Genomic DNA, 24,907 nt, shown 5'->3' with positions numbered 1-24,907 from the left:
CCGGCGGGGGTCAGCGGCCGGTCAGCGACTCCCGGACCACCCGCAGCAACTCGTCGCGGTGCTCGCGCAGGTAGAAGTGGCCGCCGCTGAAAAGCCGCAGCCGGAACGGACCGCTCGTGTGCCGTTGCCAGGCGGTCAGTGCCGAGGGCGGCGCCTGGGGATCGTCCAGGCCGCCGAGCGCGGTGACCGGGCAGCTCAGCAGCGGCCCGGGGCGGTGCACGTACTCGTCGTTGACGGCGAAGTCGGCCCGCAGGACCGGCAGGACCAGCCGCATCAGCCGCGCGTCGCCGAGGACCTGCGCCGGGGTGCCGCCCATCTCCCGGATCCGGTCGATGAACTTGTCGTCGGGGAGCAGGTGCGCGCCGGGCCAGGGCCGGGGCAGGTGCGGCCCCGGCCGGGCGGAGACGAACACGTGGGCCGGCGCCGGCCGGCCTCGGGCAGCCAGCCGGCGGGCGAACTCGTATGCGACGAGGGCGCCCATGCTGTGCCCGAAGAGCGCGAACGGCTCGTCCAGCAGGCTGCCGACGCCCGCCTCGACGGCGGAGACGAGGGTGCGGACGTCCCGAAAGGGCGGCTGCCCGAGCCGCGCCTCCCGGCCGGGCAGCTGGACAGCGCAGACCTCGATGTCCGGCCCGGTTCCCGCCGGCCAGGAAGCGAAGACCGAGGCGCCGCCGCCGGCGTACGGGAAGCAGATGAGCCGCAGCGCGGCCCCGGGGAGCGGCCGGGGACGGACCACGCCCACCTCCCCCGCCGGGCCCGCGACGGCGTCCACCGCCGCCCCGTCGGGCGTCACGGCGTCTCCACGTGCAGGTGGCCGGGGATCGGCGGTACGTCGGTGAGGTCGCACTCGAGGCGCAACCGGTCACCGTCGCGGCCGATCTCCCGGAACCGGTTCATCCGGTAGGTGACGTGCATCATCCGGTTGCGGCCGTTCGGCACGAACTCGGCGACCAACCGCACGCCCGCGTCGCGGGCCAGCCGGCGCAGGAACGTGATGACGACGCCGCCCACACCCCGGGACATCACCCGGCAGGACATCAGCAGCAGTTTGATCGTCCACACCCGACTGTCCTGCTCGATCAGGGTGAGACCGATCGTCCCGTACGGGCCGTAGCGGTCGGACAGCCGCGCCACGTAGAGCCGGTGCCGGGGCGAGGTGCGGAACGCGTCGAGCTGCGCCATGGAGTAGGTGTAGCCGGTGGTGTTGAGCTGGTGCGTGCGCACGGTCAGCTCCTCGGCCCGGAGCAGGTCGTCCGGGCCCGCCTCGGCGATCGTCAGGTGCATCCGCAGGGTGGCCAGGAACTCCTCGGTCGGCCCGTCGAAGCGGCTCTCCACCTGCTGACGGATCAGGTCGGCGCGGTACATGTCGCGGCGCTGCCGGGCGTCCGAGGTGACCACCTCGGGGCTCAGCTCGGGGCGGTCGGCGAGCGTGGCCGCCTCCGCGGCGTCGATGCAGCGCACCTCGGGCAGGGCGTGAGCGACCTCGGCCCGCTCGAAGCCGTCGTCGTCGACGAAGGCGAGCGCGTCCAGGCCGATGTTGAGGGCGTCGGCGACGGCCCGTACGGACGTCGACTTGGCGCCCCAGCCGATCTGCGGGTGCAGGAAGTACTCGGCCACGCCCAGCTCGCGCAGCGCCGCCAGCGCGGCGTCCGGATCGTTGCGGCTGGCAATCGAGTGCAGGACACCGCGTTCGTCGAGCACGCGCAGCACCTCGGCGATGCCCGGTCGCAACCGCACCTCGCCGTCCTCCAGCAGCACCCCGTCCCAGACCGTGTGGTCGAGGTCCCAGACGACACACTTGATCATTTTGCCGGCCGGCGCCCCGGTGGGCGGCGGTACGACCTCGGAGCTCATCGGATCGCTCCCTTCACATCCTGGGGGCGGGGCTTTACACCACCCGCCGGTCGGGGCCGCAGCTGGTACGCCGACTCCGCGATGGTGATCTGCTGAAGCTGCGTGCTGCCCTCGATGATCTCCATGACCTTCGCGTCGCGCAGGTACCGCTGCACCGGGTACGCGTCGCCGATGCCGCGCGAGCCGTGGATCTGCACGGCGTCGTCGGCCGCGCGGGCCGCGGCGGTGGAGGCGAAGTACTTGGCCAGCCAGGTGGCGTGCACCGACTCGGGGTCGCCGCTCTCGCGCAGCCAGCCGGCCTGTTGGCAGAGCAGCCGGGCGGCGTTGGTCCCGGTCACCATGTCCGCCAGCATCCGTTGCACCAACTGGTGGCGACGCAGCGGCTGGCCGAACTGCTCCCGCGTGTCCGCGTAGGCCAGGGACGCCCGCAGGCAGGCCTCCGCCAGCCCGACGCAGCCCCACGCGACGCTGTAGCGCCCCAGCTCCAGGGCGCTCGCGGCCACCGCGGACAGCCCGAAGCCCGACCGCCCTACCAGGTTCTCCGCCGGGATCCGGCAGTCCGCCAGCCGCAACTCGGCCAGCATCGAGGCGCGGGTGCCGAGCGCGCCGGTCTGCGGCACCACTGTCAGCCCGGCGCGCTGCCGCTCCACCAGGAATGCCGCCGGCCGGTCGGCCAGCCGGGCGAGGACCAGGAAGAGGTCGGCGTACTGGCCGAAGGTGATCCAGTGCTTGTGCCCGTCCAGCGCGTAGCCTCCGGCCACCGGGCGGGCCTGGGTGGACACCCCCGCCAGGTCGCTGCCCGCACCCGGTTCCGTCACCGCGAACGCGCCCAGGCACGCACCCCGGGCCAGCTCCGGCAGCCAGCGGGCACGCTGCTCGGGGCGGCCCCACCGGACCAGCGCGTACGACACCATGCTGTGCACGGTGAGCAGGCTGCGTACCGAGGAACAGGCCCGGCCCACCTCCTCGTGCAGCAGCCCGAAGCTGATCGCGTCGAGACCGACGCCGCCGTAATCGGCGGGGATCACGGCGCCGAGGTGCCCCGCCTCCGCGAGACCGTGCACGACGGCGCGGGGCAGCTCCTGCGCGCGGTCCCAGCCGTCGGCGTACGGAACCAGGTGGTCGTCGGCGAACGCCGCGAACCGTTCCCGCTTCCGCTGCTGGTCGGGGGTGAGCTGGACCCTCATCCGCGTACCGTCGCAATCCGGCGCTCGACCAGGGCCACAATGGCGTCGACGCTGCTGAAATTCTCCAGCTCCAGGTCCGCGTCCGCCACCGGGCAGTCCAGCTCGCCCTCGACGAACAGCACGAGCTGCATGACGAACAGCGAGTTGACGTGCCCGTCGGCGAAGATGTTCTCGTCGTCGGCGATCTCCCGGTCCCGGATGTACCGGGCGAGGAACGCGCGGACCTGCTGTCGAATGTTCTCCATCATCCTCGCCTCTCCGCTGGCGCCGGCCGGTCGCCGGCGTAGGAGTAGAAGCCCTCGCCGCTCTTGCGCCCGTGCAGGCCCGCCTGCACCATCCGGCGCAGCAGCGGGCAGGGGCGGTACTTGCTGTCGGCGAACGCCTCGTGCAGCCCCTCAATGGACTGGACGATGGTGTCCAAACCGATCAGGTCGGCGGTTTCGAGCGGGCCCATCGGGTGTCCGAAGCAGCCACGGAAGAGCCGGTCGATCTCAGCGGCGTCAGCGACCCGCTCCTGCAGCAGGAACGCCGCCTCGTTGATGGTCAACATGAGCACCCGGTTGCTGACGAAGCCCGGCGAGTCGGCCACCACCACGGCCTCCTTGCCCAACCGCTCCAGCAGGGAGCGGCCGCGCTCGATGGTCTCGTCGCTCGTGTGGTGGCCCCGGATCACCTCGACCATGGGTCGCAGCGGCACCGGGTTCATGAAGTGCATGCCCAGCACCGCCTGCGGCCGGCGGGTCAGCCCGCCGAGGGCCGTGATCGCGATGACCGAGGTGTTCGCGGCCAGCACCGTGTCCGGCCGGCACACCTCGTCCAGCCGCTCGTACACCGGCTGCTTGACCGCCCAGTCCTCGGTGACGTTCTCGATGACGAAGTCGACCTCGGCGAGGGCGTCCAGGTCGGTGTGCCAGGCGATCCGGTCCAGCACCGCCGCCCGGTCCCCGCCGGTGCCCGCGAGCAGCCGCCGCAGGCGTACGCCGTCACCGACCGCGCGCCGGGCCTGGTCCAGGATCTCGGTGGTTCGGTCCACCAGGACCACCCGCAGCCCGGCCTCCGCCAGCGCCTGCGACACACCGGTTCCCATCACGCCGGCGCCCACCACGCCGACCGTCTCGATGTCCCTCATCGGTCACCCTCCTCGGCTCTCGGTCAGTACGGCCGAGCCGATCGGCGCCGGCTCCCGGTGGAGCGCGTCGGCCAGCTCGGCGACGGTGCGCGCCTCGAACAGCAGGCTCAGCGGCACACTCAGCCCCAACTCACGGCCGATCCGGTTGACCATCTCCAGCCCGAGCAGGGAGTGCCCGCCCAGCTCGAAGAAGCCGTCGTCGACCCCGACCCGGTCCACGCCGAGCAGGTCCTGCCAGATATCGACGAGCCGCGCCTCCACGGCGTCCCCCGGCGCCCGGTACGGTGTGGCCAACGTCGGCCGGGGATGCGCCGCCGGCCGCTCGGTCGCCGCGTCGGCCACCCGGCGACCGGCGATGTCGGCGAGCACCGCGTCGAGGTCCTTGGCCACCACGGCCACCTGCGGGCCGATGCTGGCGGCGAGCAGCCGGCGGAAGGCGTCGGCGCCCTCGGCGGGCCGCAGACCGGTGGCCAGGTGCGCGCCGAGCAACCCGGCGCCGCTGCCGGCCGGCCCGCCCGGGAGCCGGAAGTCGCCGATCTCCGGGCCGCTGCCGGAGCGCGCCGCGTCCAGGGTCCGCCGCAGGTCGGCAACGCGCTTCAGGACGAATTCCCCGATCTGGACCAGCACCCGGCCGTCGGCGTCGTAGAGCGTGATCTGGGCGGTGCTGGTCTCCCGGTCCGGCCGGTCGTCCTCCCGGTACACGTGGTGGCTGAACACCCGGCGGGGCAGTGGCCGCCAGCACCGCAGCCGCCCGTACGAGATGGGGATGCGGAACGTCTCGGCGAGGTGGGTGCCCACGAAACCGGCGGCAAGGTCCATCAGCGACGGGTGCATGTGCAGCCGATCGAGGTCGGCGGCGTACCGGTCGGGCAGGACCAGCTCGGCCAGGGCCTCCCGCTCGCCCTGCCACACCCGACGCAGGCACCGCGAGCGTCCGCCGAAACTCATCAGCGCGACCGGTTCGGGTAGCCCGAGGTCTCGCAGCCGGCCGTCGGCGATGAGCCGCTCGACGGGCCGGTCGGGTGGCGGGTGCCCGGCCAGCGTTGCCACCTGGCCGGTGGCGTGCACCTGCCAGGCCGGCCCGTCCGTGTCCCCCGCCCGAGGGTGCGGGCTGACCACAGTGAACCGGACCGGTTCGGCCGCCCGGTCGAGGACCACCCGCAGCTCCCGCCGGCCCGACCGGCCCAGCACGGCCGGGGTGTGGAACCGCACGTCCGTGAGAACGGCAGAGCCGGCGCCGGTGAGGTCCGCGTACGCCGCCCGGGCCAGCTCCAGGTGACCGGTCCCGGGCACCACGGCGTCGCCGAGCATCCGGTGCTCGTCGACCAGCCAGGAGTCGGTGGCGTCCACTGTCGCGTCGTACACGGCGTGTCCGTCGGTGAGTTCCGGGCGGGCGCGCAGCAGCGGATGATCCACCGGCTGCGCCGGCGCGGCGGCCGGGTCGGCGGCGGCGAGGTGCCGCTGGGCCATCCCGACCTCCTGCCAGGCGTCCCAGTTCACCGAGACCACCTCGGGTCCGGGCTCGCCGGCGGCGTGCTGGGCGAGGGCGTCGAGGAACGCATTCGCGGCCACGTAGTCGACCTGACCGATTCCGCCGCTGAGGGAGAGGGTGGACGAGCACAGCACCACCGTCCGGGCGCCGATGCGCCGGGCCAGGTCCACGACGGCGAGGCCGCCGCGCACCTTGGGGGCCAGGACCCGCGCCGCGGCCGCGGGATCCTTGAGCTGGATCAGGCCGCCACCGGCCACGCCGGCGGCGTGCACCACGGTGTGCACTGGGCCGAGTGCGGCGACAGCGTGCCGTGCCGCCTCGTGGAGCTGGCCGGGATCGGTGACGTCGGCGGTCAGCACAGCGATCCGGGCGCCGAGCCGCTCCAGCTCGCGGACCGCGCGGATCCGGTCCGCCGTCGCGTCGGTGGGGCGCGTCGCCAACCACTCGTCCCACCTCTGCTTCGGCGGCAACGCGGTGCGGGACAGCAGGGCCAGGCTGGCGTTCTCGGTCCGGGCCAGTTCTCGGGCGAGCGACAGACCGACGCCGCCCAGCCCGCCGGTCAGCAGATAGTTACCGCCGCGAACGGGGCCGCCGGCCGGGGGCAGCGGCACCGTCTGGTAGGTCGGCCCGAAGCGGTGCCGGCCGCGCAGGACGACGGTGGCCGGCCCGGCCGGATCACACAGCTCCTCGCGCAGCGCGACCGCGACCTCCTCCGGCCCGCCGCCAGAGAGGGTGACGTCGAGCGCGCGGCAGCGCAGGTGTGGGTGTTCCAGCGGGAGCACCAGACACACCCCGAGCACCGTCGCGGCCAGCGGCGATCCGGCCTCCGCGCCGGTCACCCGACGCAGGTCGGCGGTGACCACTGCGAGGTCGACCGGTTCGTCGTCGGGACGGCCGGCGAGCGCCTGGGCGAGCGGGAGCAGACTGCGAAAGCCTCGCTCGTTGGCGTCTCGTTCGCCGGTGCCCGGGCCGATCCCGACCGTCCACAGGTGCACGATCCGGTCGGGCCGCCGGCCGGTCCGGGTCAGCTCGGCGAGGAGCTCCGGGTAGTTCCCGTCCGCCGCCGGCATCGCGTACCGGCCGTCGGCCAGCCGGCGCAGGCCGGGGGCGTCGTGTTCGGCACGCTGCACCACGGTCACCGAGTCGGCGCCGGGCGTCACCTCGGCCGCGAGGGCGGCGCCGAGACCCCGGTCGTCGGCGAGGACCAGCCAGTGCCCGGTGCTCGCCACTGGGTCGCGCCGGGGGCGTGGCGGCAGCGTCTCCCAGGCGGGGACCTGGAAGAAATCCGCCACGTCGTGGCGACGGGTCAGCGCTGGCGGCACGCGGTGCGACCGCGACCCGGCCGGGGCCACCGCCCAGTGCCGCCGACGTTGGAAGGGGTACGTGGGCAGCGGCACCCGGCGCGGCGGCCGGTCCGCCGGCACGGGCGGAGTCATCGTCACCCCGGCCAGCCACACCCGGCCGGCCGCCCGCAGGAAGTGCACCGGCTCGGGGTCCCGGTCGAAGACGCCGGGCAGGCTCGACACCGTGACGCCCGTGGTGCCCGCCCGCGTGGCGAGGCTGCCCAGGGCCTGTCCCGGGCCCAGCTCGACGACCACCCGGTCGGGATCCGCGCACAGCTCGACGATCCCGTCGGCGAACCGGACCGGCCGGCGCAGGTGCGCCACCCAGAACGCCGGGTCGGTGGCCTCGTCGCCGGTGACCCAGGTACCGGTCACGTTCGACACGTAGGGCACGGCCGGTGGGCGTCGCGCCACCGAGGCGACCAGGTCGGCGAACTCCTCGACGACCGGATCCATGAGCGGGGTGTGGAAGGCATGGCCGGTGGGCAGCCGCCGCACGGCCCGGCCACCGGCGAGCAGGCGTCGCTCGACCTCCGCGACCCCCTCCGGCGTGCCGGCCAGCACGCACAGGGTCGGACCGTTGACCGCGGCCACGTGCACACCCGGCACCAGATCGGCGGCGAGCTCGGTCTCGGCGGCCGGTACGGCGAGCATCGCACCGGCCGGGAGCCGGTCGATGAGCTGTGCCCGGCGTACCACCAGGCGCAGCGCGTCGGGAAGGGTGAACACGCCCGCCAGGCAGGCGGCCACGTACTCGCCGAGGCTGTAGCCGATCAGCGCGGCGGGCCGGACCCCGTGAGCGGCCCACAGACGGGCCAGCGAGTAGCCGGTGACGAAGGCGGCGGGCTGAGCGTAACGGGTGCGGTGCAGCGGCTCCGGCTCCTCCCCGGCGGCGGCCGTGCCACGCCCGAGCAGCCGCCGCAGGTCCGCCGGGCCGGCCGCCAGCGCGTCCGGAGTGGAATGCAGCAGGGTCCGGATGTCCCTGTCGAGCAGCGGCGCGAGCAGTTCGGCGCACTCGTCGACGGCGGCCCGGTAGGCCGGCTGGGTGCGGTACAGCTCGTAACCGAGCCCTCGGCGCTGGTCACCCACGCCGGGCACGAGGAACGCGACATCCGGCCGGGCGTCGCCCGGCGCGCCGCTGAGCACCCGGCGTGGGTCCCGGGCGCTGAGCGCGGCGGCGGCCTCCGCCGCGTCGGCGGCGACCACCACCCGCCGGTGGCCGAAGGGACGCCGCCCCTGCCAGAGGGTGTGCGTGACCGCCGCGAGGTCCACCTCGGGACGGGCGGCCAGGTGCGCGGCGACCGCGTCGGTGCGCTCCTCCAGTGCCGGGGCGCCACGGGCGGAGAGCGCCAGTAGCCAGGGACCCGCCGCGGCCGGCGGCGGAGGCGCGTCCGGCGGCGGGGCCTCCTCGAGCACCACGTGTACGCCGGTGCCGCCCATGCCGAACGAGCTGACACCGGCCCGGCGGGGATGGTCGCCGCGCGGGAGGGCGGTCAGGCCGGTGTTCACCACGAACGGGGTGGCCCTGAAGTCGATGCCCCGGTTCGGACGGACGTGGTGCAGGCTGGGTGGGATCTGCCCGTGTCGGAGCGCCTGCACCGCCTTGATCAGTCCGGCGACTCCGGCCGCCGCGTGGGTGTGCCCGATGTTGGTCTTGACCGAGCCGATCGCGCAGCCCGCCGCCCCGGCCGGGCCGAACACCCGGGTCAACGCCTCAACCTCGATAGGGTCGCCCAGGCGGGTGGCGCTGCCGTGCGCCTCGACGTAGCCGACCGTCGCCGGGTCCACCTCGGCCACCGCGTACGCCGCCGCGATCACCCGCGCCTGCCCCGCCACGCCGGGGGCCGTGAAGCCGGCCCGTTCGCCGCCGTCGTTGCCGACGGCCGAGCCCCGGATCACCGCGTACACGGTGTCGCCGTCGGCGAGCGCGTCCTCCAGCCGCTTGAGCACCACGACACCCACGCCGTTGCCGGGGACGGTGCCGTCGGCGTCGTCGTCGAAGGCCCGGCAGTGCCCGTCGGAGGAGAAAATCCCGCCGGGCTGGTACGGGTAGCCCGTCACCTGCTCGGCGCGGACTGTCGCCCCGCCCGCGAGGGCAAGGTCGCAGGCCCCGGCGAGCAGCGCCTGGGCGGCCTGGTGCACCGCCACAAGCGACGTCGAACATGCCGTCTGGACGGTCACGGCCGGACCGGTCAGGTTCAGCTTGTACGCCAACCGGGTCGCCACGTAGTCCTTCTCGTTGGCGATGTTGCGGGCGAACTGCTCCGCCACGTCGTCCGTGGGCGGCAGCAGCGGCAGGTACGAGTTGTAGTAGGTGCCGGCGTAGACGCCCACCGGCCCGTCGACCCGGTCCGGGTCGTAGCCGGCGTCCTCGATCGCCGTCCAGGCACACTCCAGCAGGACCCGCTGCTGCGGGTCCATGAGGTCGGCCTCCTTCGGGTTGATGCCGAAGAACTGGGCATCGAACCGGTCGATGTCCGGCAGCACCGCCTGCGCCCGGACGTACCCGGGGTCCGCCAGGGCCTGTTCGGGCACGCCGGCGGAGGCCAGCTCCGCCGCGTCGAAGTGGCTGATCGACTCGACGCCGTCGCGGAGGTTGCGCCAGAACTGGTCCGGGCCGTCGGCGCCGGGGAAGCGGCAGGCCATCCCGATGATGGCGATCTCCAGACCGGTCGCCATCAGCCGGCCTCCCCCGCCGGTGCGGCCGCGCCGTGGCCCCGCCGCTGGCGCAGCAGCCGGTCGCGACCGTCGTGCCGGCGGCGCTGCTCGTCGGCCGGCGGCGGGTCGGCCGCGCCGTCCCGGCTCAGGTGCTCGGCCAGGCCGCGCACGGTCGGATGCATGAGCAGCACCGGCACCGGCACCTCACGGCCCAGTTCGACCCGGAGGCGCTCGGCGACCTGGGCGAGCCGCAGCGAATCACCGCCGAGATCGAAGAAGTTCTCGGTGGCGCCGGGCCGTTCGGTGCCCAGCACCGCGACCCAGACCGTGGCGATCCGGCGCTCCAGGTCACTGCCGGTCGCCACCGCAGGCGTACGCCCGGCCGGGGTGTGTCGCTCGGTGAGCCGCAGCCGCTGGACCTTGCCGGTGGCGGTGCGGGGCAGCGCGGTGACCACGAAGATGCGGCCGGGCACCTTGTGGGCGATGAGCCGCCGGGCGGCGAACTCCCGCACCTCCTGTTCGCGCACGGTGACCCCGGCGCGGGGCACCACCGCCACCGCCACGTCCTCGCCCAGGGTCGGATGGGGCAGGGCGAAGGCGGCGGCCTCGGCGAGGTCGGGATGGTCGGCGAGGGCCTTGTCCACCTCGGCGAGGGACACCTTCGAGCCGCCCCGGTTGATGATCTCCTTGACCCGGGCGACCACGAACAGATAACCGTCCCCGTCGAGGTAGCCGTGGTCGCCGGTGCGCAGCCAGCCGTCCACGAAGGCCGCCGCGTTGGCCTCCGGGTCGTCGGCGTAGCCGGCCGTGACGTTGGCGCCGCGGATCGCGATCTCTCCGGCGGTGCCCGCCGGCACCGGGCGACCGGCCGGGTCGAGCACCCGGACCGGTTCACCCACCGGCAGGCCGACCGAACCCCGCCGACGGTCGCCGGGGGGCAGCGGGTTGCACGTCACCAGGGAGGCGGCCTCGGTCATCCCGTACCCCTCGACCACCGGCGCGGCGAACAGCCGTTCCAACCCGTCCAGCACGGTGTCCGGCAGCGGCGCCGAGGCCGAGCGGATGAAGCGCAGCCGGGGTTCCGGCCGACGGCCGGTTCTCGCGGCGGCGTCCAGCACCGCGCGGTGCATGGCGGGGACGGCGGTGTACCAGGTGGGCGAGAACTCGACGAGCTGGTCGAGGAAGGCCGCGGCGTCGAAGCCGGGTGGGCAGACCACCGACGCCCCCCGCACCAGGCTGGCGAGCAGTGTGCTGGTCAGGCCGTGCGCGTGGAACAGCGGCATCACGTTCAAACAGCGGTCGTCCGGCGCGAGCCGCAGCGCCCCGCCGGTGTTGCGGGCCGCCGTGAGCAGGTTGGCGTGGGTGAGCGGCACCATCCGGGGCCGGGCGATCGTGCCGGAGGTGAACAGCAGCAGGGCGATGTCGTCCGCGTGGCCGGGCCGGTCGGCCGCCGGCCGGTCGACGCCGTGCCCGACGAGCACACCCACGCCCGCCGGGTCGGACGGGCGGGTCACCAGCTCCAGCGTTCGGACCCCCAGCTCCCGGGCCGCGGCGGTGGCGGCGGTCCCGGCCGCGCCGGCCGGCACCACCAGCGCGCGGGCCGCGGACCGACGGAGGTAGTCGGAGAACTCCTCCGCGGCGTGTGCTGGGTTGAGTGGCATGCAGCGGGCGTGCCCCGCCACGGAGAGGAAGGTGGTGGCCAGGGCGGGCCCCGAGGGCAGGGCCAGCGCGACCGTGTCCGCGGGGCCGACGCCCAGCTCGCGCAACCGTTCGCCGGTGGCCAGAACCTGGGCGGCGAGGACGGCGAAGGACAGGTTGGGTTGGCCCGGGGCGCACAGGGCGACGCCGTCCGGCTGCTCCCGCGCCAGGTTCACGACCAGTTCCCGCAGGTGCTGCGATGAGGTCAGCCGCACAGCGCGTCCTCCAGACGGTAGAGGCCGGGGTTGGCCCGGCCGACGAATCGGACTGCCGCGAGCACGCCAGGGACGAAGGCCGACCGCTCGTTGATCCGGTGGGCGAGTTCCAGCTGTTCGCCCGCGCCCCCGGCGAGCAGCCGGTGCTCGCTGACGGCGTCCCCGAACCGCAACGAGGAGATCGGCGGTGCGGCCCGGGTGCCGCCCCAGGCACGGGACAGGGCCGACGCGGTCGCGCTGGGGGCGTCCACCTTGCGGGCGTGGTGCACGTCCACGACGGCGGCGTCCCAACTGTCGTCCAGCACCTCGGCGAGTTCGCCGACGAAGCGGCGGAGCAGGGCCATGACCGGGCTGAAGTTCGCCGCGTGCACCACCGGCCGCCGGCGCGCCACCCGACGCAGCAGCGCCTGATCGGTCTCGGTGAGACCGCTCGTGCCGATGACGAGCGCGCACGGGGTGTCCTCGGCGGCCCGCAGCAGCCGGACGGTCGCGGCCCGGTGGGTGAAGTCGACCACCACGGCCGGCGCGGCGGGCAGGTCGCTGAGCGCGGTGAACACGCCGGTGGCCGGCGGTCCGGCTGTGTCCCGCAGGCTGAGCCGGCCGGCCAGAGCCAGGTCGGTGGTGTCCCGAACAGCCTGGGCTAGCAGCGTCGCCATCCGGCCGGTCCGTCCGCAGACGACGGTGGGCAGGGCCATCTCAGATCCGCTCCGCCAGCAGACCCATCCGGCGGGCCAGCTCACCCTCGGCCATCCGTCGCCCGCCGAACGGCGCCTGCACCGCCGTCCGCCAGGCGGGATCGGCGGCCGGGCCGCCGGGCACGCCCAGCTCGGTGGCGAAGTCGGCGGCGACCTGTGCGGTGCGGTGGGTCAGGGTGGCGCACGCGGTGAGCACGGCCGCGGCGGCGATGCCGCCGGGCCCACCGCCGCGCAGTCCGGGGCCGAAGCGGGCGGCGGAGGCCAGCAACGCCAGCTCGATGTCCAGCCGGGTCAGCTCGTGGGCGAGGTACTGCGAGGCGACGAGCACCTCGACGGCCTGGTCGGCCAGTTCCCGCCGCAGCCGCGCCACCGCCTCCGCGGCGTGCGCCGCCGCGACCGGGACGTACGCCCAGGCGTAGGCGTCGATGGCGGTCAGCAACGGACCCGCCGGGTCCCAGGAGACCGGCCCGGACAGCAGCATCTCGTCGACGGTCACGCCGGCCACCTCAGCCCAGCCCCACCCGTCGGTGCCGGTGGTCCGCACGCCCGGAAGGTCGTGCCGGACGAGGGACAGCCGCGGACCATCGGCCGCCTCGACCAGGACCAGGGCGGCCGACGCAGCCGGGTTGCCGTAGCGGTACCGGCCGGTGAGGACGATCCCGTCCGCGCCGTGCCGGGCCCGGACCCCCGGCACGGTCAGGGACAGCGTGGCGTCCGGGGTGAACAGGGCCAGCGCGCAGGGCAGGTCGCCGGCGCGGACCGCGCCCACTGTCGGGTGGGCGACCCCGTGGAGGAGGTCCAGCAGCGGCCGTACCCCGCAGGCGTGTTCGAGCACGGCAACGGCGTCCGGCAGGCCGACGTCGGGGCCCGCGGCGAGCACCGCGCTGGAAACCGCCGCGGCGGCAGCGCCGGCCGGGGCCAGCTCGGCCAGCAGGCGGCGGACCTCCGCGCTCCGGGACGTGCCGGCGAGGGTCGGGGCGCTCATGCCCGGTCCGCCCCGTCGTCGGTGCCGGCCGTACGGATGAGCGCCACGATCCCGTCCACGCTGGACAACGCCTCGGCATCCCGCTCCGGGTCGACGACCACGTGGAACTGTCGGTCCAGGGCCTCGATGAGGTTGATGTAGGCGATCGAGTTGACCCCGGCGGCGTCCAGTGACCCGGCGCAGCCGCGCAGCTGGTCCACCGACACCGCCCGACCGGTGGCCAGGACGACCAGCGACTCCACCCATCCCCGCAGATCCGGACCGCCGGTCCGCACGTCCACCCCGGTCATCCTGTCCTCCTTCACGCTCACCGGATCCCGCCCGCCGGCCGTTGCGCCGACTCGGCGACGACGGCGCGCAGGTCGGTGAGGCGCACCTTCCCCGTCGACGAGCGCGGGATCTCCGTTACGAAACTGATCCGCTGCGGCACCTTGTACGCGGCCAGCCGGTCCCGGCACCCGGTGACCAACCCCGCGCGGCCGAGCGGCGGGCGACCCACCACCGCCAGGTGCAGCAACACCTGGTCGTCCGCGCCGGTGTCGGCGAAGACCACGGCGTCCCGCACCCCGTCGAGCTCCTTGACCACGTCCTCGATCTCGCGGGGATCCACCTTGCGCCCGGCCAGGTTGATCGGCCCGGCCAACCGCCCGGTGACGAAGAGCCGGCCGTCCTCGACATAGCCGAGATCGCCGGTGGCGTAGTAACCGTCCGCGTCGATGCGGCTCTCCAGCAGGCCCGGAGCGTTGAGATAGCGGCTGGCCATCGAACTGGTACGCAGCAGCACCTCCGGTCGCCCGCCAGAGTGGGACCGGGTGCGCAGCACCACACCGGGTAGCGCGGTGCCCAGACCCCGCCGGTACGCGGGATCCCGCTCGAAGGTGCAGGGCCCCGCCTCGGCGACGCCGTAGTAGTCGGCGATCCGCACCGCGTACCGCTTCTCGAAGCGGGCGCGAACCTCGGCCGGGAGTTCCGCGCCGGCCGAGACGGCCAGGTCGAGGCCGGCGAACCGGGCCGCCGCGAGGTCGGCGTCCGCCAGCATCCGGTAGACCAACGGGAAGGCGACCAGCCGGGTGGCACGAGAATCGGCCAGCGCCCGGACGATCTTCGCCGAGGTGGGGAGTCCCGGGTTGACGGACAGTTCGGCGCCGACCAGGAACGTCGACAGCAGCGACGTGTTGTACGCCAGCCCGTTGGTGAACGCGGCGAGACACAGGGTCCGGTCCGTCGCGGCGAGCCCGGTGCCGGCGACCCAGTTGCGGGCGGCGCTGTGCACCGCGAACCCGGAGAACTCCAGGCACTTGGGCACGCCGGTGGTGCCCGAGGTGAACCGGCAGACGGCGGTGTCCGGGAGCAGGTCCGGCACGTCCCCGTCGGCGGGCACGATGACCAGGGCGTGCGTACTACCGGCGAGCGGCACCACCGACTCGGGCAGCAGCGGGAACTGCGCCGACGACCCGGCGTCCACCAGGTAGGCGGTCACGCCGCAGCCGGACCGGATAGCGGCCAGCTCACGCTCGCCGAACGCCTGGTCGATCAGCACCGGCACCCGGCCGCTGAACACCACCGCGAGGTAGGACAGCAGGTAGTCGATGCTGTTGTGGGCGTACACGGCGACGCGGTCGGGGTTCGGGCGGGCGCGCCGGCCGAGGATGCCGTCGAGGACCCCAGCCAGTCGGGACGCCTCGTCGGCCACCTCCCGGTAGCTGAGCACCGCGGCGCCCAACCGCAGCGCCGGCCGGTCGGCGAAGCGGGCACACGCCGCGCGGAAGGTGACGTCGAGCCGGTCGTCAGACATGACCGGCCGCCGTCCCGGCGCCGGCCAGCGCCGCCGTGGGGTGCGGCGTGCCGGCCAGTTCGGCCCGGCACGCGAAGCTGTGGTTGGCGAGGGTGAGCATGGTGGTCTGGCTGCCGCCGGCCATCCGGAGGCCGCGCAACTGGGCCAGGTCACGCAGGGACGGGCTGCCCCACATGTAGCCGGCGCCGCCCTCCAGGTCGCAGCACAGCGCCGCCAGCGCGCAAGCCCGCTCGACGCAGAACCACTTCAGCTCGGCCACCTCCGGCACCGCCGGGGCCGGCCCGTCCACCCGGTCCAGCAGGTCGGCCAGGCCCGCCGCCATGAGTTCCAGGTCGGCCCGCGCGGCGGCCAGCGCGTGTGCGTTGACCGGCCAGGCCGAGAGCGCCCGGCCGCCGAGCCGCCGCCGGGTGCTGTGCTGGCCGATGTTGTCGAGCAGCCGCCTGTGGATCAGGTACGCGTCGGCAGCGATCAGGTAGCGCATCCGGGTCATCACCCGGTTCCAACGCAGCAACTGGGCGACGCCGCCGCGGGACAGCACGTGCGCCGCTGGGATCCGGACGTCGGCGAAGTCGATCCGGGCCGAATCCACCGACCGGGTGCCGAGCTTGTCGTACACCGTGCCGACCCGCACCCCCGGCCGGTCCTTCTCCACCAGCACCAGGGCCGCCGTGTTGTCCAGCCGGACGGTGACGAAGCAGAGCCCGGCAATCGCGCCGTTGACGACGTACCGTTTGGACCCGCTGACGATCACCTCGTCGCCCTCCCGACGGGCCGTCGTCGGCTCCTCGGCGGACGGGTCGGTGTCGCACTGGCAGGCCACCAGCGTGCCGTCGAGCAGCCGGGGCAGGTACCGGTCCCGCAGCTCGGGCGCGGCGTCGGTCAGCCAGTACGCCGCCACGTCGTTGTGCACGTGCATGCCGAGCAGGACGCCCGCGTCGGCCAGCGGCGCCATGGCTTCGCCGAGCACGAGGCTGCCCAGCAGGCCCAGCCCCCGGCCGCCGAGCGCGGTCGGCAGGGCTACCCCGAGCAGGCCGGCGGCGGCGATGTCCCGCCAGGCCCGCGTGGTCAGCGGTCCGTCCGGCCCGTCCCGCCAGCCGGCGAGGCGCTCGGGTGTGAACAGCTCACCGGCGGCGCGGGCCAGGTCGTGGTGCGCCGAGGTCAGCCGGGCCGCGAGGACGGTGTCGGTCAGCATGGGTCGCTCACTTCGTAATCCGATCTGTGCGGGTGCTCAGATGAGGCCCGCGGCCTTACGGCCGTGGCTGTACGCGACCGGATCCCGGTCGACCTTGCGGGCCGCCGGGTCGGCGACGCCGACCGCGAGCAGGTAGATCGCTTCCCCGCCCCGGGGTAGCCGGCCCAGCCGGGCGGCGTGCGCCTCGTCGAAGCCGCCGACGCAGGTGATGCCGACGCGTTCCCGGGCGGCGTTCACGCACATGCGCTGCGCCACGTGGGCGGCGTGGAAGTGCACCTCCGCCAGACCGGCCCGGCCCTGCTCGCGCAGCAGCGAGCGCAGCGGCGTGTGCAGCAGCACGAGCGCCCCGGCGTGCCGCAGACCGTCCTGCCGCTGGCAGGTGGCCAGCACGTCCTCCTCCTCCACCGGGCCGCCGCCCGCCGGCTGAAGGGCGTACCGACGGGCAGACCAGGCGTACGCGCCGGGGGTGAGGCCGGTGACCGCACGCGCCACCACGCGGACCCCGACGCCCGCCGGGGCGGATTCGGCGAAGTCGGCGGCGAGCTGCCCGTCCAGGCCCTCGAGGAGGCCGGCGAGCTGATCGAGGGAGACCGCCGCCGGGAGAAAACCCTTGGCCGACTGCCGAAGCACGGCCAGCGCCGCGTGGTCGCCCGGGACGCTACCGGGCCGGCGCAGCACGACGTCCGCCGACACGTCGGCCGGGGGCGGCGGCTCGGTTACCGAGACGATCCGGCCGGGACGGGCGACCGCCGCCGGCGCGTAGGCGAGGCTGATGTCCCGCAGCGCCTCGAAGTTGCGGCGCTCCGGGTCGCCCGGTGGCTCCAACCGGGCCTGCCGGCGGTCCCGCCAGACGGGGGTCACCACGCCGTCCCCGTCGGCCGGAGGGTCGGCGGCCGGGCGGTCGGTCGAGGTCTCCTCCGGGGCGGTGATCGTCACGACGGCCTGAGGTTCCCGGCAGGTGCCGGCCAGGCCCAAGGCGTGAGCGAGCCACTGGCGGCGGAACCGCAGGTGAATGGCGGCTTCCAGGCCGGCCGCCCGGGCCGCGAGCGCCAGATTCGTGGCCGCGTGACCGATGTCCAGGTAGGTGTACAGGTAGCCGCGTCGCCCGTACTTGGCCATCGAGGTCCAGGGCCGCGCGACCAGGGTGATGACGGCGCGCACCGGCGCGGGCTCGACGTCGGCAAGCCCCGCCTGCGCCACCAGCTCGGCCAGCGGCACGGGTGGCGCCGAGGAGAATGAGTTGAGCTGCCCGGAGTCCACTTCGTACAGGTAGCTGACGCAACGCTCGCCGTCGCTCAGGCCGACAAGCACCTCGAAGGGGTACAGCGCGCCGGCCGACGGCGTGGTGCGGGCCTGGACGAAGGTGCCGCCCTTGGCGAGGACGGTGCCGACCCGCTGGCCGCACCCGTGGCCGAGCACGCCGGCCAGGGCGGCCCGGATCGCCTCGTCCGTGCCTGCGGTCGGCTCGGCTTGGTCCGGGTAGCGGGCGTCGTCGCTGAGCCGGGTCGCCTCCCAGAATTCCAGCAGCGAGGTGTCGGACCGAAGCTGGGTGCGCATGGCTTCCTCCGTTCGCGGGCACGCGGTGACCGGACCGGTCCGCCGGTTCGAGACCGGCCGGGGCGGGCACCGTCCGCAATTCGGGCCGCAGGATGTCGCGGCCGGAATTCGGCGGTCATTCCGCCACCATCGTCGGCCCAACCCGCGCGGCGCGCACCTCCAAAATTGCGGAGCCCCGAAACCTGCGCCGACAACGTAATCGGCACCCTCGTGCCATCATTCCCGAATGCAGCCCGAACAATTGTGCGGAGTCTGGTGGGCGCCGCTGGCGGGTTTGCGTTCCGAGCATCTGGAGCTGTTGGACACCGACGAGCTGCGGCGCCGTGCCGGCTTCGCCAGCGACGCCGACCGGGACCGGTTCACCCTCGGCGCGGCGCTGTTGCGGCTGGCCGCCGGGGCTCGCATCGGCCTCCCGGCGCATCGGGTGCCAGTGCGCCGCCGCTGCCCGGACTGCCGTGGTCCGCACGGACGGCCCACCCTGCCCGGGCATCCGCTGCACCTGTCGGTGACGCACGCCGGTGAGCTGGTCGGGGTGGCGGTGACCAGCGCCGGGCCGGTCGGCCTCGACGTGGAACAGGAGGCGGAGCTGGACTGGCGCCGGCTGGCCCGGCGGATCCAGGCGCGCGACGAGGTCGACCCCATCCGCTCGCGGGCCGGCTTCCTACGCTGCTGGACCAGGAAGGAATCCGTGCTCAAGGCCACCGGCGACGGGCTGCGGGTGCCGATGTCGGAGGTGACGCTCGGACCGGGGCCCACCCTGCTGCGCTACCGGTCCCGGGTGGGCCCGCCGGCCCACCTCACCGACCTGCCGGTGCCACCGGGCTACGCTGCGGCGCTCACCGTGCTGGCCGCCGTCCCCGTGCGGGTGGCGCCCGAGCCGACCCATGAACTGCTCGACCGGGCCATCGACCGCGCAATCTGCGAGAAGACCCGTGTGGGCGAAGGGCGCAGAATGGTCACCGGGCACCCCACTGACGGTGGGTGAGCCACCTCGAAAACCGGCCTCGAGTCCGTTGTGCAGACCGACCGAAAGCGCCGTACTGACCTTTCCTCCGGTCAGCGCCAATTCTCCTCGCTCCTTTCAGGAAGGGTGTCAGATGCGGGTTCTCTTTGTCACCTACGCCGAACGGACCCACTATTTCCAGATGGTGTCGACGGCGTGGGCACTGCGTACCGCCGGGCACGAGGTCCGGATCGCCAGCCAGCCCGCGTTGCAGGACACCATCGTCGCGTCGGCGCTGCCCGCCGTGTCGGTCGGCCGGGACCACAGCTTCGACCAGGTGCTGGTGGAGAAGTCCGACGACGAGGGCTGGGCGGAGCGGGTGGCGAACGTGCTCATCGACCCCGCCGGCGTGGCGTACGACGACTTCGTCCGTTTCCTGCGCGAGGCGACCATCTACTCGGGACAGGTCTTCAACGACCCGATGGTCGACGACCTGGTGGCCTACACCCGGCACTGGGAGCCGGATCTGATCGTCTGGGAGATGTTCACCTTCGCCGGGGCGGTGGCCGCCCGGGCCACCGGCACACCTCACGTGCGCCTGCTCTGGGGCGCCGACGTCATGGTCCGGATGCGGCAGCACTTCCTGTCGCTGCTGGCGCAGCAGCCACCGGAGCGGCGGCAGGACCCGCTCGGCGAGTGGCTGACACAGACCGCGGAGCGGTTCGGGTCCTCGTACGACGAGGAGCTCATCACCGGGCAGTACACCCTCGACCAGTCCCCGGCCAGCATGCGCCTGCCGTTGGGCCTGCCCACCGTCACCGCGCAGTACGTGCCGTACAACGGGCCGTCGCGGCTGCCGGACTGGCTGCGCGAGCCGCCCGTGCGCCCCCGGGTCTGCATCACGGCGGGCATCTCGATGCGCGGCTTCCACGGCCACGACCCCATCCCGATCAAGACCCTCCAGGTGTTCGGCGACCTCGACCTGGAGGTCGTCGCCACGCTAGTGCCCCCCGAGGGCGAAACGATCGACCTGCCGGATAACGTGCGCCTGGTCGACTTCGTGCCCATGCACGCGCTGCTACCCACCTGCGTGGCCGTGGTGCACGTCGGCGCGGCGGGCATCGGCGCGACGGCCACTCGATGCGGGGTGCCCCAGCTCACGCTCGTGCCGGCCCAGTGGGACGCCCCGGTCCGCGCAAGCCGGATCCAGGAACTCGGGGCCGGGCTGAGCATCCCGCAGGAGGAGGTCACTCCCGAGGTGATCCGCGAGGCTGTGCTGCGGCTGGTCACCGAGCCGTCGTTCCGGGAGGCCGCCGGCCGGCTGCGGACCGAGGTGCTGGCCGAGCCGACCCCGAACGAGGTGGTCCCTGTCCTCGAACGGCTGGCCACGGCGTGCGGCCCCGCTGACCGCACCGCCGCGCCGGTCACCGACCGAACCACGCCCCGGCGGGAGGCCGGTCGGTGACCGGGGCGGCGACCACCGGGGCGTCGTCGACCACCGCTGGCGCCTGGCCCGACGACGGCCTGCGACAGTGGTACGAGGAACGGCGCCAGGCCAGCACCAGCACTGTGACGCAGGTGCCGCTGGACGCGTTGCGGGGCTGGAGGACCGATCCCGCTACCGGCGACCTGGGACACCGCAGCGGGCGGTTCTTCACGGTGACCGGGCTGGACGTGCGCGGCGAGGGCGGGGCGGTGCCGGGCTGGCAGCAGCCCATCATCTCCCAGCCGGAGATCGGGCTGCTCGGCCTGCTGGTACGCCGCAAGGCCGAGCTGGAGTGCCTGGTGCAGGTCAAGATGGAGCCCGGCAACGTCAACGGGGTGCAGGTCTCGCCGACGGTGCAGGCCACCCACAGCAACTACACACGGGTCCACGGCGGTGCCGCGACCCCGTACCTGGAGCATTTCGTCCGGCCGGCACGGGGAACCGTGGTCGCCGACGTGCTGCAGTCCGAGCAGGGCTCCTGGTTTCTGGGCAAGCGCAACCGGAACATGGTGGTCGAGGCGGTCGGTCCGGTCCCCGAGCAGGAGAACTTCCGCTGGATCACCCTGCGCGACCTGCAAGTGCTGATGGGGCTCGACAACGTCGTCAACATGGACAGCCGTACGGTGCTGGCCTGCCTCGCGGCGGTGCTGCGGCCGTCGGTCGAGCCGACCGGCGACGCGTTCGCCGATCTGGTGGCCCAGGGTTTCGCCCCCACCGCCAGCGCGGTGGAGCGCGACATCGACGTGCTGAGCTGGCTCACCGCGCTGCGCAGCCGTCGTCCCCTGGTCGCCCGGCGGATGGGTCTCGCTCCGGTGCACGGCTGGCACCGCGACCGGTACGCGATCGACCACGACGCCAGCCGGCACTTCAGCATCATCGGCGTGGACGTGCGGACCGCCGTACGGGAGGTGCCCGGCTGGAGTCAGCCGTTGCTGCGGCCCCGTGGCCGGGGCGTCGTCGCGTTCCTCGCCCGGCCGATCGGCGGTGTGCTGCACCTGCTCGCCCGTGCGGCCGTCCAGCCGGGCCTGCGCGACGTTCCGGAACTCGGCCCCACCGTGCTGTGCCGGCCGGAGAACTACGCCCATCTGCCTGCGGTGGACCGGCCACCGTTCCTGGACGCGGTGCTGACGGCGCCGCCCGAACGGATCCGCTACGACTGCGTGCTCTCCGAGGAGGGCGGCCGTTTCTACCACGCGGAGAACCGGTACATGGTGGTGGAGGCCGACGAGCGCGTGCCGGTGCGGCCACCGGAGTCCTTCCGTTGGGTCACGCCGCGCCAACTCGCGATGCTGCTGACGCACAGCCACTATGTGACAGTCGAGGGCCGGTCGCTGTTGGCCGCGCTCCACAGCCTCGCCGGCGCGTGCCCGTGAACCGGCACGGACCGGTCCGGCTGGGCGTTCTGGGCTGCGCGGACATCGCCTGGCGCCGCACCCTGCCGGCGGTGGTGGCCGAGCCCCGGCTGCGACTGGTCGCCGTGGCCAGCCGGGACGGTCGGCGCGCGCAGCGGTTCGCCGACCGGTTCGGCGCCGCCCCGGTCACCGGATACGACCGGCTACTCGACCGCGACGACATCGACGCGGTGTACGTGCCACTGCCGGCCGGACTGCTGCCCCGCTGGGTCGACGCCGCCCTGGCCGCCGGTCGGCACGTGCTGGCCGAGAAGCCGCTGGGCCGGACTGGCACGGAGGCGCACGAGCTGATCGGCCGGGCTGCCGCCCGGGACCTGGTCCTCATGGAGAACGCCGCGTTCCAGCTGCACCCGCAGCACGACGCTGTCCGGCAGCTGGTGGCCGCCGGCGAGATCGGCCCGCTGCGCACCGTCACCAGCGTGTTCGGCATCCCGCCGCTGCCACCCGAGGACGTCCGGTACCGGCCGGAGCTCGGCGGCGGCGCGCTGCTCGACCTCGGCTTCTATCCGCTGCGGGCAGCGCAGATGTTCCTGGGGCCGGAGTTGCGGGTCGTCAGCGCCCACCTGCACCCCGGCCCGTCGGGCGTGGACGTCGCCGGCTCCGCCCTGCTCGTCGCGCCGGACGGCGTCGAGGCGGCGATCTCCTTCGGCTTCCAACACGCCTACCGCAACGCGTACGAGTTGTGGGGCGGCGAGGGCCGGATCGTGCTGGAGCGCGCGTTCACCCCGCCGCCGGAGCACCGGCCCGTGCTGAACCTGAGCGGTGCCGCCGGCGCACGACAGCGCCCGCTGCGGAGCCACCACCAGTTCGCCGCGCTGGTAGCGGATTTCGCCGCGGCGGTGACCACGCGCCGGAGCCTGCGGCAGCACCACGACGAGGTGATCGGGCGGGCGGCCCTGGCCGAGGCGGTGCGCCGGCACGCCGGGGTGGAGGTCCGGTGACCGGGCCGCGCGCCGTGGTGGTCGGCGCCACCGGCTTCCTCGGCCGGCACGTGCGTTCCGCACTCACGACGGCGGGTTGGGACGTGGTGGGTGCCGCCCGCAGCCCGGACATGCCGCGCCGGATCGCCCTGCCGTCCGCCGGGCCGCTGCGCCCCGTCCTTTCGGCGGCCCTACGCGACCTGGCACCGGCTCTGGTGGTCAACGCGGCCGGGCTGATCTGGCGTCCCGAGCCGGCGGCGATGGTGGTGGCCAACGCCGAGGTGCCGGAGCAGATCGCGTTCGCCCTGGCGGACAGCGCCATACCGGCCCGACTGGTGCATCTCGGTTCGTGCCTGGAGTACGCCCCGGTGCCGCCGCCGGTGGCGATCGACGAACACACGGTGACCGAGCCCGCGAGCCCTTACGGCCGGTCCAAACTGGATGGCAGCCGCCGGCTTGGCGCGGTCGCCGCGGCACACGGCCTCGACGTTGTGGTGCTGCGCGTGTTCAACGCGATCGGGCCCGGCATGTCACCGGTCAGCGTGCTGGGCGCCGCGCTGACCGAGCTGCGGGCAGCCCACGAACGCGGCGGGCGGGCCGAACTGCGCCTGCTGAACCTGCGGCAGTTCCGCGACTACGTCGACGCCCGGGACGTGGCGGACGCGGTGGTCGCGGCGGCCACTTCGGCGGTGGGCGACGACCGGGCGCTGAACGTCGGCTCGGGGGTGGCCCGCTCGGCCGAGGAGGTCGTCCGGGCCCTCGCCGTGGCGAGCGGGGTCGATTACGACCTCACGCTCGTGCCCGCCCCGGACGGCGCCCGGACGGCCGGCGCGAGCTGGCAGCAGGCGGATATCCGGCGGGCCCGCGCGGTGCTGGGCTGGTCGCCGCACCGCTCGCTGAGCAGGACCGTCCGGGACGTGTGGGCGTCCGCGGACGCCGACGACCCCGCCCAACGCGACTCATGGAGAGAGAAGGCGAGCAGGCATGACTGACCTCAAGGCGAGAATTCTCGATCTGGTGCACGAGTACCACCGGGAGCAGAGCACCGCAGTGGAGTTCGTGGCGGGCGAGACGCCGGTGCTCTCGTCCGGCCCGGTCTTCGACGAGACGGAGCGTGCCGCGCTGGTCGAGGCCGCGCTGGACATGCGGATCGCGGCGAGCACATACGCCGTGCAGTTCGAGCGGCGTTTCGCGCGCCACTTCGGGATGCGCAAGGCGCTACTGACCAACTCCGGCTCGTCGGCCAACCTGCTCGCCCTGTCCGCGCTGACCGCCCCGGAGCTGGGCAACCGACGGCTGCGCCCGGGCGACGAGGTGATCACGGTGGCCGCCGGGTTCCCCACCACCGTCAACCCGATCGTGCAGAACGGCCTGGTGCCGGTGTTCGTCGACGTGGAGTTGGGCACCTACAACACCACGGTGGAGCGGGTCCGGGCCGCGGTCGGGCCTCGGACCAAGGCGATCATCGTGGCGCACACGCTCGGCAACCCCTTCGACGCCACCGGCATGATGGCCCTGGCCGAGGAGCACGGGCTGTGGCTCATCGAGGACAACTGCGACGCGGTCGGCTCGCTCTACCAGGGCCGACCGACCGGTACGTTCGGACACCTGAGCACGGTCAGCTTCTATCCCGCGCACCACATCACCATGGGCGAGGGTGGCTGCGTGCTGACCAACAGCCTGGAGCTGTCCCACCTGGTGCAGTCCTTTCGGGACTGGGGACGCGACTGCTGGTGCCGGCCCGGTGAGGACGACCGCTGCCACAAGCGGTTCGGCTGCCAACTGGGCGGGCTCCCCTTCGGGTACGACCACAAGTACACGTTCTCCCAGATCGGCTACAACCTGAAGACGACCGACCTGCAGGCGGCGCTCGGGCTTCGCCAGCTCGACAGGGTGGCCGCGTTCGGCGAGGCCCGGCGCAAGAACTGGCAGCTGCTGCGGGCCGACCTCGACGGGGTGCCGGGCCTGCTGCTGCCCGAGGCGACGCCGGACAGCGACCCAAGCTGGTTCGGCTTCGTCATCACTGTGCAGCCGGGCGCGCCGTTCACCCGCAACGAGCTGGTGCTGCACCTGGAGTCCCGGCAGATCGGGACCCGGCTGCTGTTCAGCGGGAACCTGACCCGCCAACCGGCGTACCGGCAGGTCGACTACCGGGTGGTGGGCAGCCTGGAGAACAGCGACGTCATCGTCGAGAACACCTTCTGGATCGGCGTCTACCCCGGCATCACCGACGAGATGACCGCGTACGTGGGGCGCACGATCCGGGAGTTCGTGGCCGAGCGGTCCCGCGGCTGAGCCCGCTACGCCCACGGGCCCGGTCGGACATCGTCCGGCCGGGCCCGTGCG

19 protein-coding genes are annotated in these 24,907 nt (G+C 74.0%); 6 read left to right on the top strand and 13 right to left on the bottom strand.

Annotated features, from left to right (window positions below):
- Positions 1–10 precede the first annotated feature (10 nt).
- The 13 genes from ACIA47_RS15295 to ACIA47_RS15235 are packed head-to-tail and all read right to left on the bottom strand — an operon-like array spanning position 11 to position 17,800.
- Positions 11–793 carry a thioesterase II family protein gene (locus ACIA47_RS15295; RefSeq protein ID WP_396708360.1) on the bottom strand — a complete coding sequence of 261 codons (783 nt, stop codon included), beginning with the start codon at positions 791–793 and terminating at the stop codon, positions 11–13.
- On the bottom strand, positions 790–1,854 hold the full coding sequence (locus ACIA47_RS15290) for an HAD-IIIC family phosphatase (protein ID WP_396708358.1): 1,065 nt from the start codon (positions 1,852–1,854) through the stop codon (positions 790–792). The genes ACIA47_RS15295 and ACIA47_RS15290 overlap by 4 nt, the downstream gene beginning before the upstream one ends.
- Positions 1,851–3,041 (bottom strand): acyl-CoA dehydrogenase family protein, encoded by a 1,191-nt coding sequence (locus ACIA47_RS15285; protein ID WP_396708356.1) that lies wholly within the window; start codon positions 3,039–3,041, stop codon positions 1,851–1,853. Before ACIA47_RS15285 ends, ACIA47_RS15290 begins: the two co-directional genes overlap by 4 nt.
- Positions 3,038–3,286 (bottom strand): acyl carrier protein, encoded by a 249-nt coding sequence (locus ACIA47_RS15280; RefSeq protein ID WP_396708354.1) that lies wholly within the window; start codon positions 3,284–3,286, stop codon positions 3,038–3,040. The genes ACIA47_RS15285 and ACIA47_RS15280 overlap by 4 nt, the downstream gene beginning before the upstream one ends.
- Positions 3,286–4,170, bottom strand: coding sequence for a 3-hydroxyacyl-CoA dehydrogenase family protein (locus tag ACIA47_RS15275; RefSeq protein WP_396708352.1), 885 nt, complete (start codon positions 4,168–4,170; stop codon positions 3,286–3,288). The genes ACIA47_RS15280 and ACIA47_RS15275 overlap by 1 nt, the downstream gene beginning before the upstream one ends.
- 3 nt (positions 4,171–4,173) lie before the next feature.
- A complete protein-coding gene (locus tag ACIA47_RS15270) occupies positions 4,174–9,684 on the bottom strand; it encodes an SDR family NAD(P)-dependent oxidoreductase (protein ID WP_396708350.1) in 5,511 nt (1,836 codons plus the stop codon).
- Positions 9,684–11,576, bottom strand: a complete 1,893-nt coding sequence (locus ACIA47_RS15265) for an AMP-binding protein (protein ID WP_396708348.1) — start codon at positions 11,574–11,576, stop codon at positions 9,684–9,686. Before ACIA47_RS15265 ends, ACIA47_RS15270 begins: the two co-directional genes overlap by 1 nt.
- Positions 11,567–12,271, bottom strand: coding sequence for a 4-hydroxy-tetrahydrodipicolinate reductase (locus ACIA47_RS15260; protein ID WP_396708346.1), 705 nt, complete (start codon positions 12,269–12,271; stop codon positions 11,567–11,569). Before ACIA47_RS15260 ends, ACIA47_RS15265 begins: the two co-directional genes overlap by 10 nt.
- A gap of 1 nt (position 12,272) precedes the next feature.
- Positions 12,273–13,256: a hypothetical protein gene (locus ACIA47_RS15255; protein WP_396708344.1), complete on the bottom strand. Its 984-nt coding sequence runs from the start codon at positions 13,254–13,256 to the stop codon at positions 12,273–12,275.
- Positions 13,253–13,546, bottom strand: a complete 294-nt coding sequence (locus ACIA47_RS15250; RefSeq protein ID WP_396708342.1) for a phosphopantetheine-binding protein — start codon at positions 13,544–13,546, stop codon at positions 13,253–13,255. Before ACIA47_RS15250 ends, ACIA47_RS15255 begins: the two co-directional genes overlap by 4 nt.
- A gap of 17 nt (positions 13,547–13,563) precedes the next feature.
- Complete coding sequence (locus ACIA47_RS15245; RefSeq protein WP_203119283.1) at positions 13,564–15,051, bottom strand: class I adenylate-forming enzyme family protein; 1,488 nt, start codon at positions 15,049–15,051, stop codon at positions 13,564–13,566.
- Positions 15,044–16,243: an acyl-CoA dehydrogenase family protein gene (locus ACIA47_RS15240; protein ID WP_396708339.1), complete on the bottom strand. Its 1,200-nt coding sequence runs from the start codon at positions 16,241–16,243 to the stop codon at positions 15,044–15,046. The genes ACIA47_RS15245 and ACIA47_RS15240 overlap by 8 nt, the downstream gene beginning before the upstream one ends.
- 36 nt (positions 16,244–16,279) lie before the next feature.
- Positions 16,280–17,800, bottom strand: coding sequence for a nitroreductase family protein (locus tag ACIA47_RS15235; RefSeq protein ID WP_396708337.1), 1,521 nt, complete (start codon positions 17,798–17,800; stop codon positions 16,280–16,282).
- Positions 17,801–18,026: 226 nt separating this feature from the next.
- Between ACIA47_RS15235 and ACIA47_RS15230 the strand changes: the two genes are divergently transcribed.
- The 6 genes from ACIA47_RS15230 to rfbH all read left to right on the top strand — a co-directional run bounded on the left by ACIA47_RS15230 (position 18,027) and on the right by rfbH (position 24,856).
- The gene (locus tag ACIA47_RS15230) at positions 18,027–18,785 is read left to right on the top strand and encodes a 4'-phosphopantetheinyl transferase family protein (RefSeq protein WP_396708335.1); all 759 of its coding nucleotides are present in this window, start codon (positions 18,027–18,029) and stop codon (positions 18,783–18,785) included.
- 112 nt (positions 18,786–18,897) lie between these two features.
- Positions 18,898–20,208 (top strand): activator-dependent family glycosyltransferase, encoded by a 1,311-nt coding sequence (locus ACIA47_RS15225; RefSeq protein WP_396708333.1) that lies wholly within the window; start codon positions 18,898–18,900, stop codon positions 20,206–20,208.
- Entirely contained in the window at positions 20,205–21,602 is a 1,398-nt protein-coding gene (locus ACIA47_RS15220) for an NDP-hexose 2,3-dehydratase family protein (protein WP_396708331.1), read from the top strand. The genes ACIA47_RS15225 and ACIA47_RS15220 overlap by 4 nt, the downstream gene beginning before the upstream one ends.
- Positions 21,593–22,582: a Gfo/Idh/MocA family protein gene (locus tag ACIA47_RS15215; RefSeq protein WP_396708329.1), complete on the top strand. Its 990-nt coding sequence runs from the start codon at positions 21,593–21,595 to the stop codon at positions 22,580–22,582. Before ACIA47_RS15220 ends, ACIA47_RS15215 begins: the two co-directional genes overlap by 10 nt.
- Positions 22,579–23,553: an NAD(P)-dependent oxidoreductase gene (locus ACIA47_RS15210; RefSeq protein ID WP_203119306.1), complete on the top strand. Its 975-nt coding sequence runs from the start codon at positions 22,579–22,581 to the stop codon at positions 23,551–23,553. The genes ACIA47_RS15215 and ACIA47_RS15210 overlap by 4 nt, the downstream gene beginning before the upstream one ends.
- Positions 23,546–24,856 carry a lipopolysaccharide biosynthesis protein RfbH gene (gene rfbH / locus ACIA47_RS15205; protein ID WP_396708327.1) on the top strand — a complete coding sequence of 437 codons (1,311 nt, stop codon included), beginning with the start codon at positions 23,546–23,548 and terminating at the stop codon, positions 24,854–24,856. Before ACIA47_RS15210 ends, rfbH begins: the two co-directional genes overlap by 8 nt.
- Positions 24,857–24,907 lie beyond the last annotated feature (51 nt).

Origin of the sequence: Micromonospora sp. NPDC051227, assembly GCF_044455385.1 — a bacterium.
In the GTDB taxonomy this organism is placed as follows: Bacteria; Actinomycetota; Actinomycetes; order Mycobacteriales; family Micromonosporaceae; genus Micromonospora.
This window is presented reverse-complemented; position numbering and strand designations above follow the sequence as displayed.

Excerpts from the sequence above, each read along its gene's own strand:
- ACIA47_RS15290 (WP_396708358.1), bottom strand. The coding sequence starts at position 1,854 with ATGAGCTCCGAGGTCGTACCGCCGCCCACCGGGGCGCCGGCCGGCAAA.
- ACIA47_RS15225 (WP_396708333.1), top strand. The coding sequence starts at position 18,898 with ATGCGGGTTCTCTTTGTCACCTACGCCGAACGGACCCACTATTTCCAG.
- ACIA47_RS15240 (WP_396708339.1), bottom strand. The coding sequence starts at position 16,243 with ATGCTGACCGACACCGTCCTCGCGGCCCGGCTGACCTCGGCGCACCAC.
- ACIA47_RS15275 (WP_396708352.1), bottom strand. The coding sequence starts at position 4,170 with ATGAGGGACATCGAGACGGTCGGCGTGGTGGGCGCCGGCGTGATGGGA.
- ACIA47_RS15235 (WP_396708337.1), bottom strand. The coding sequence starts at position 17,800 with ATGCGCACCCAGCTTCGGTCCGACACCTCGCTGCTGGAATTCTGGGAG.
- ACIA47_RS15245 (WP_203119283.1), bottom strand. The coding sequence starts at position 15,051 with ATGTCTGACGACCGGCTCGACGTCACCTTCCGCGCGGCGTGTGCCCGC.
- ACIA47_RS15230 (WP_396708335.1), top strand. The coding sequence starts at position 18,027 with ATGCAGCCCGAACAATTGTGCGGAGTCTGGTGGGCGCCGCTGGCGGGT.
- ACIA47_RS15280 (WP_396708354.1), bottom strand. The coding sequence starts at position 3,286 with ATGGAGAACATTCGACAGCAGGTCCGCGCGTTCCTCGCCCGGTACATC.
- ACIA47_RS15250 (WP_396708342.1), bottom strand. The coding sequence starts at position 13,546 with ATGACCGGGGTGGACGTGCGGACCGGCGGTCCGGATCTGCGGGGATGG.
- ACIA47_RS15255 (WP_396708344.1), bottom strand. The coding sequence starts at position 13,256 with ATGAGCGCCCCGACCCTCGCCGGCACGTCCCGGAGCGCGGAGGTCCGC.
- ACIA47_RS15270 (WP_396708350.1), bottom strand. The coding sequence starts at position 9,684 with ATGGCGACCGGTCTGGAGATCGCCATCATCGGGATGGCCTGCCGCTTC.
- ACIA47_RS15285 (WP_396708356.1), bottom strand. The coding sequence starts at position 3,041 with ATGAGGGTCCAGCTCACCCCCGACCAGCAGCGGAAGCGGGAACGGTTC.
- rfbH (WP_396708327.1), top strand. The coding sequence starts at position 23,546 with ATGACTGACCTCAAGGCGAGAATTCTCGATCTGGTGCACGAGTACCAC.
- ACIA47_RS15260 (WP_396708346.1), bottom strand. The coding sequence starts at position 12,271 with ATGGCCCTGCCCACCGTCGTCTGCGGACGGACCGGCCGGATGGCGACG.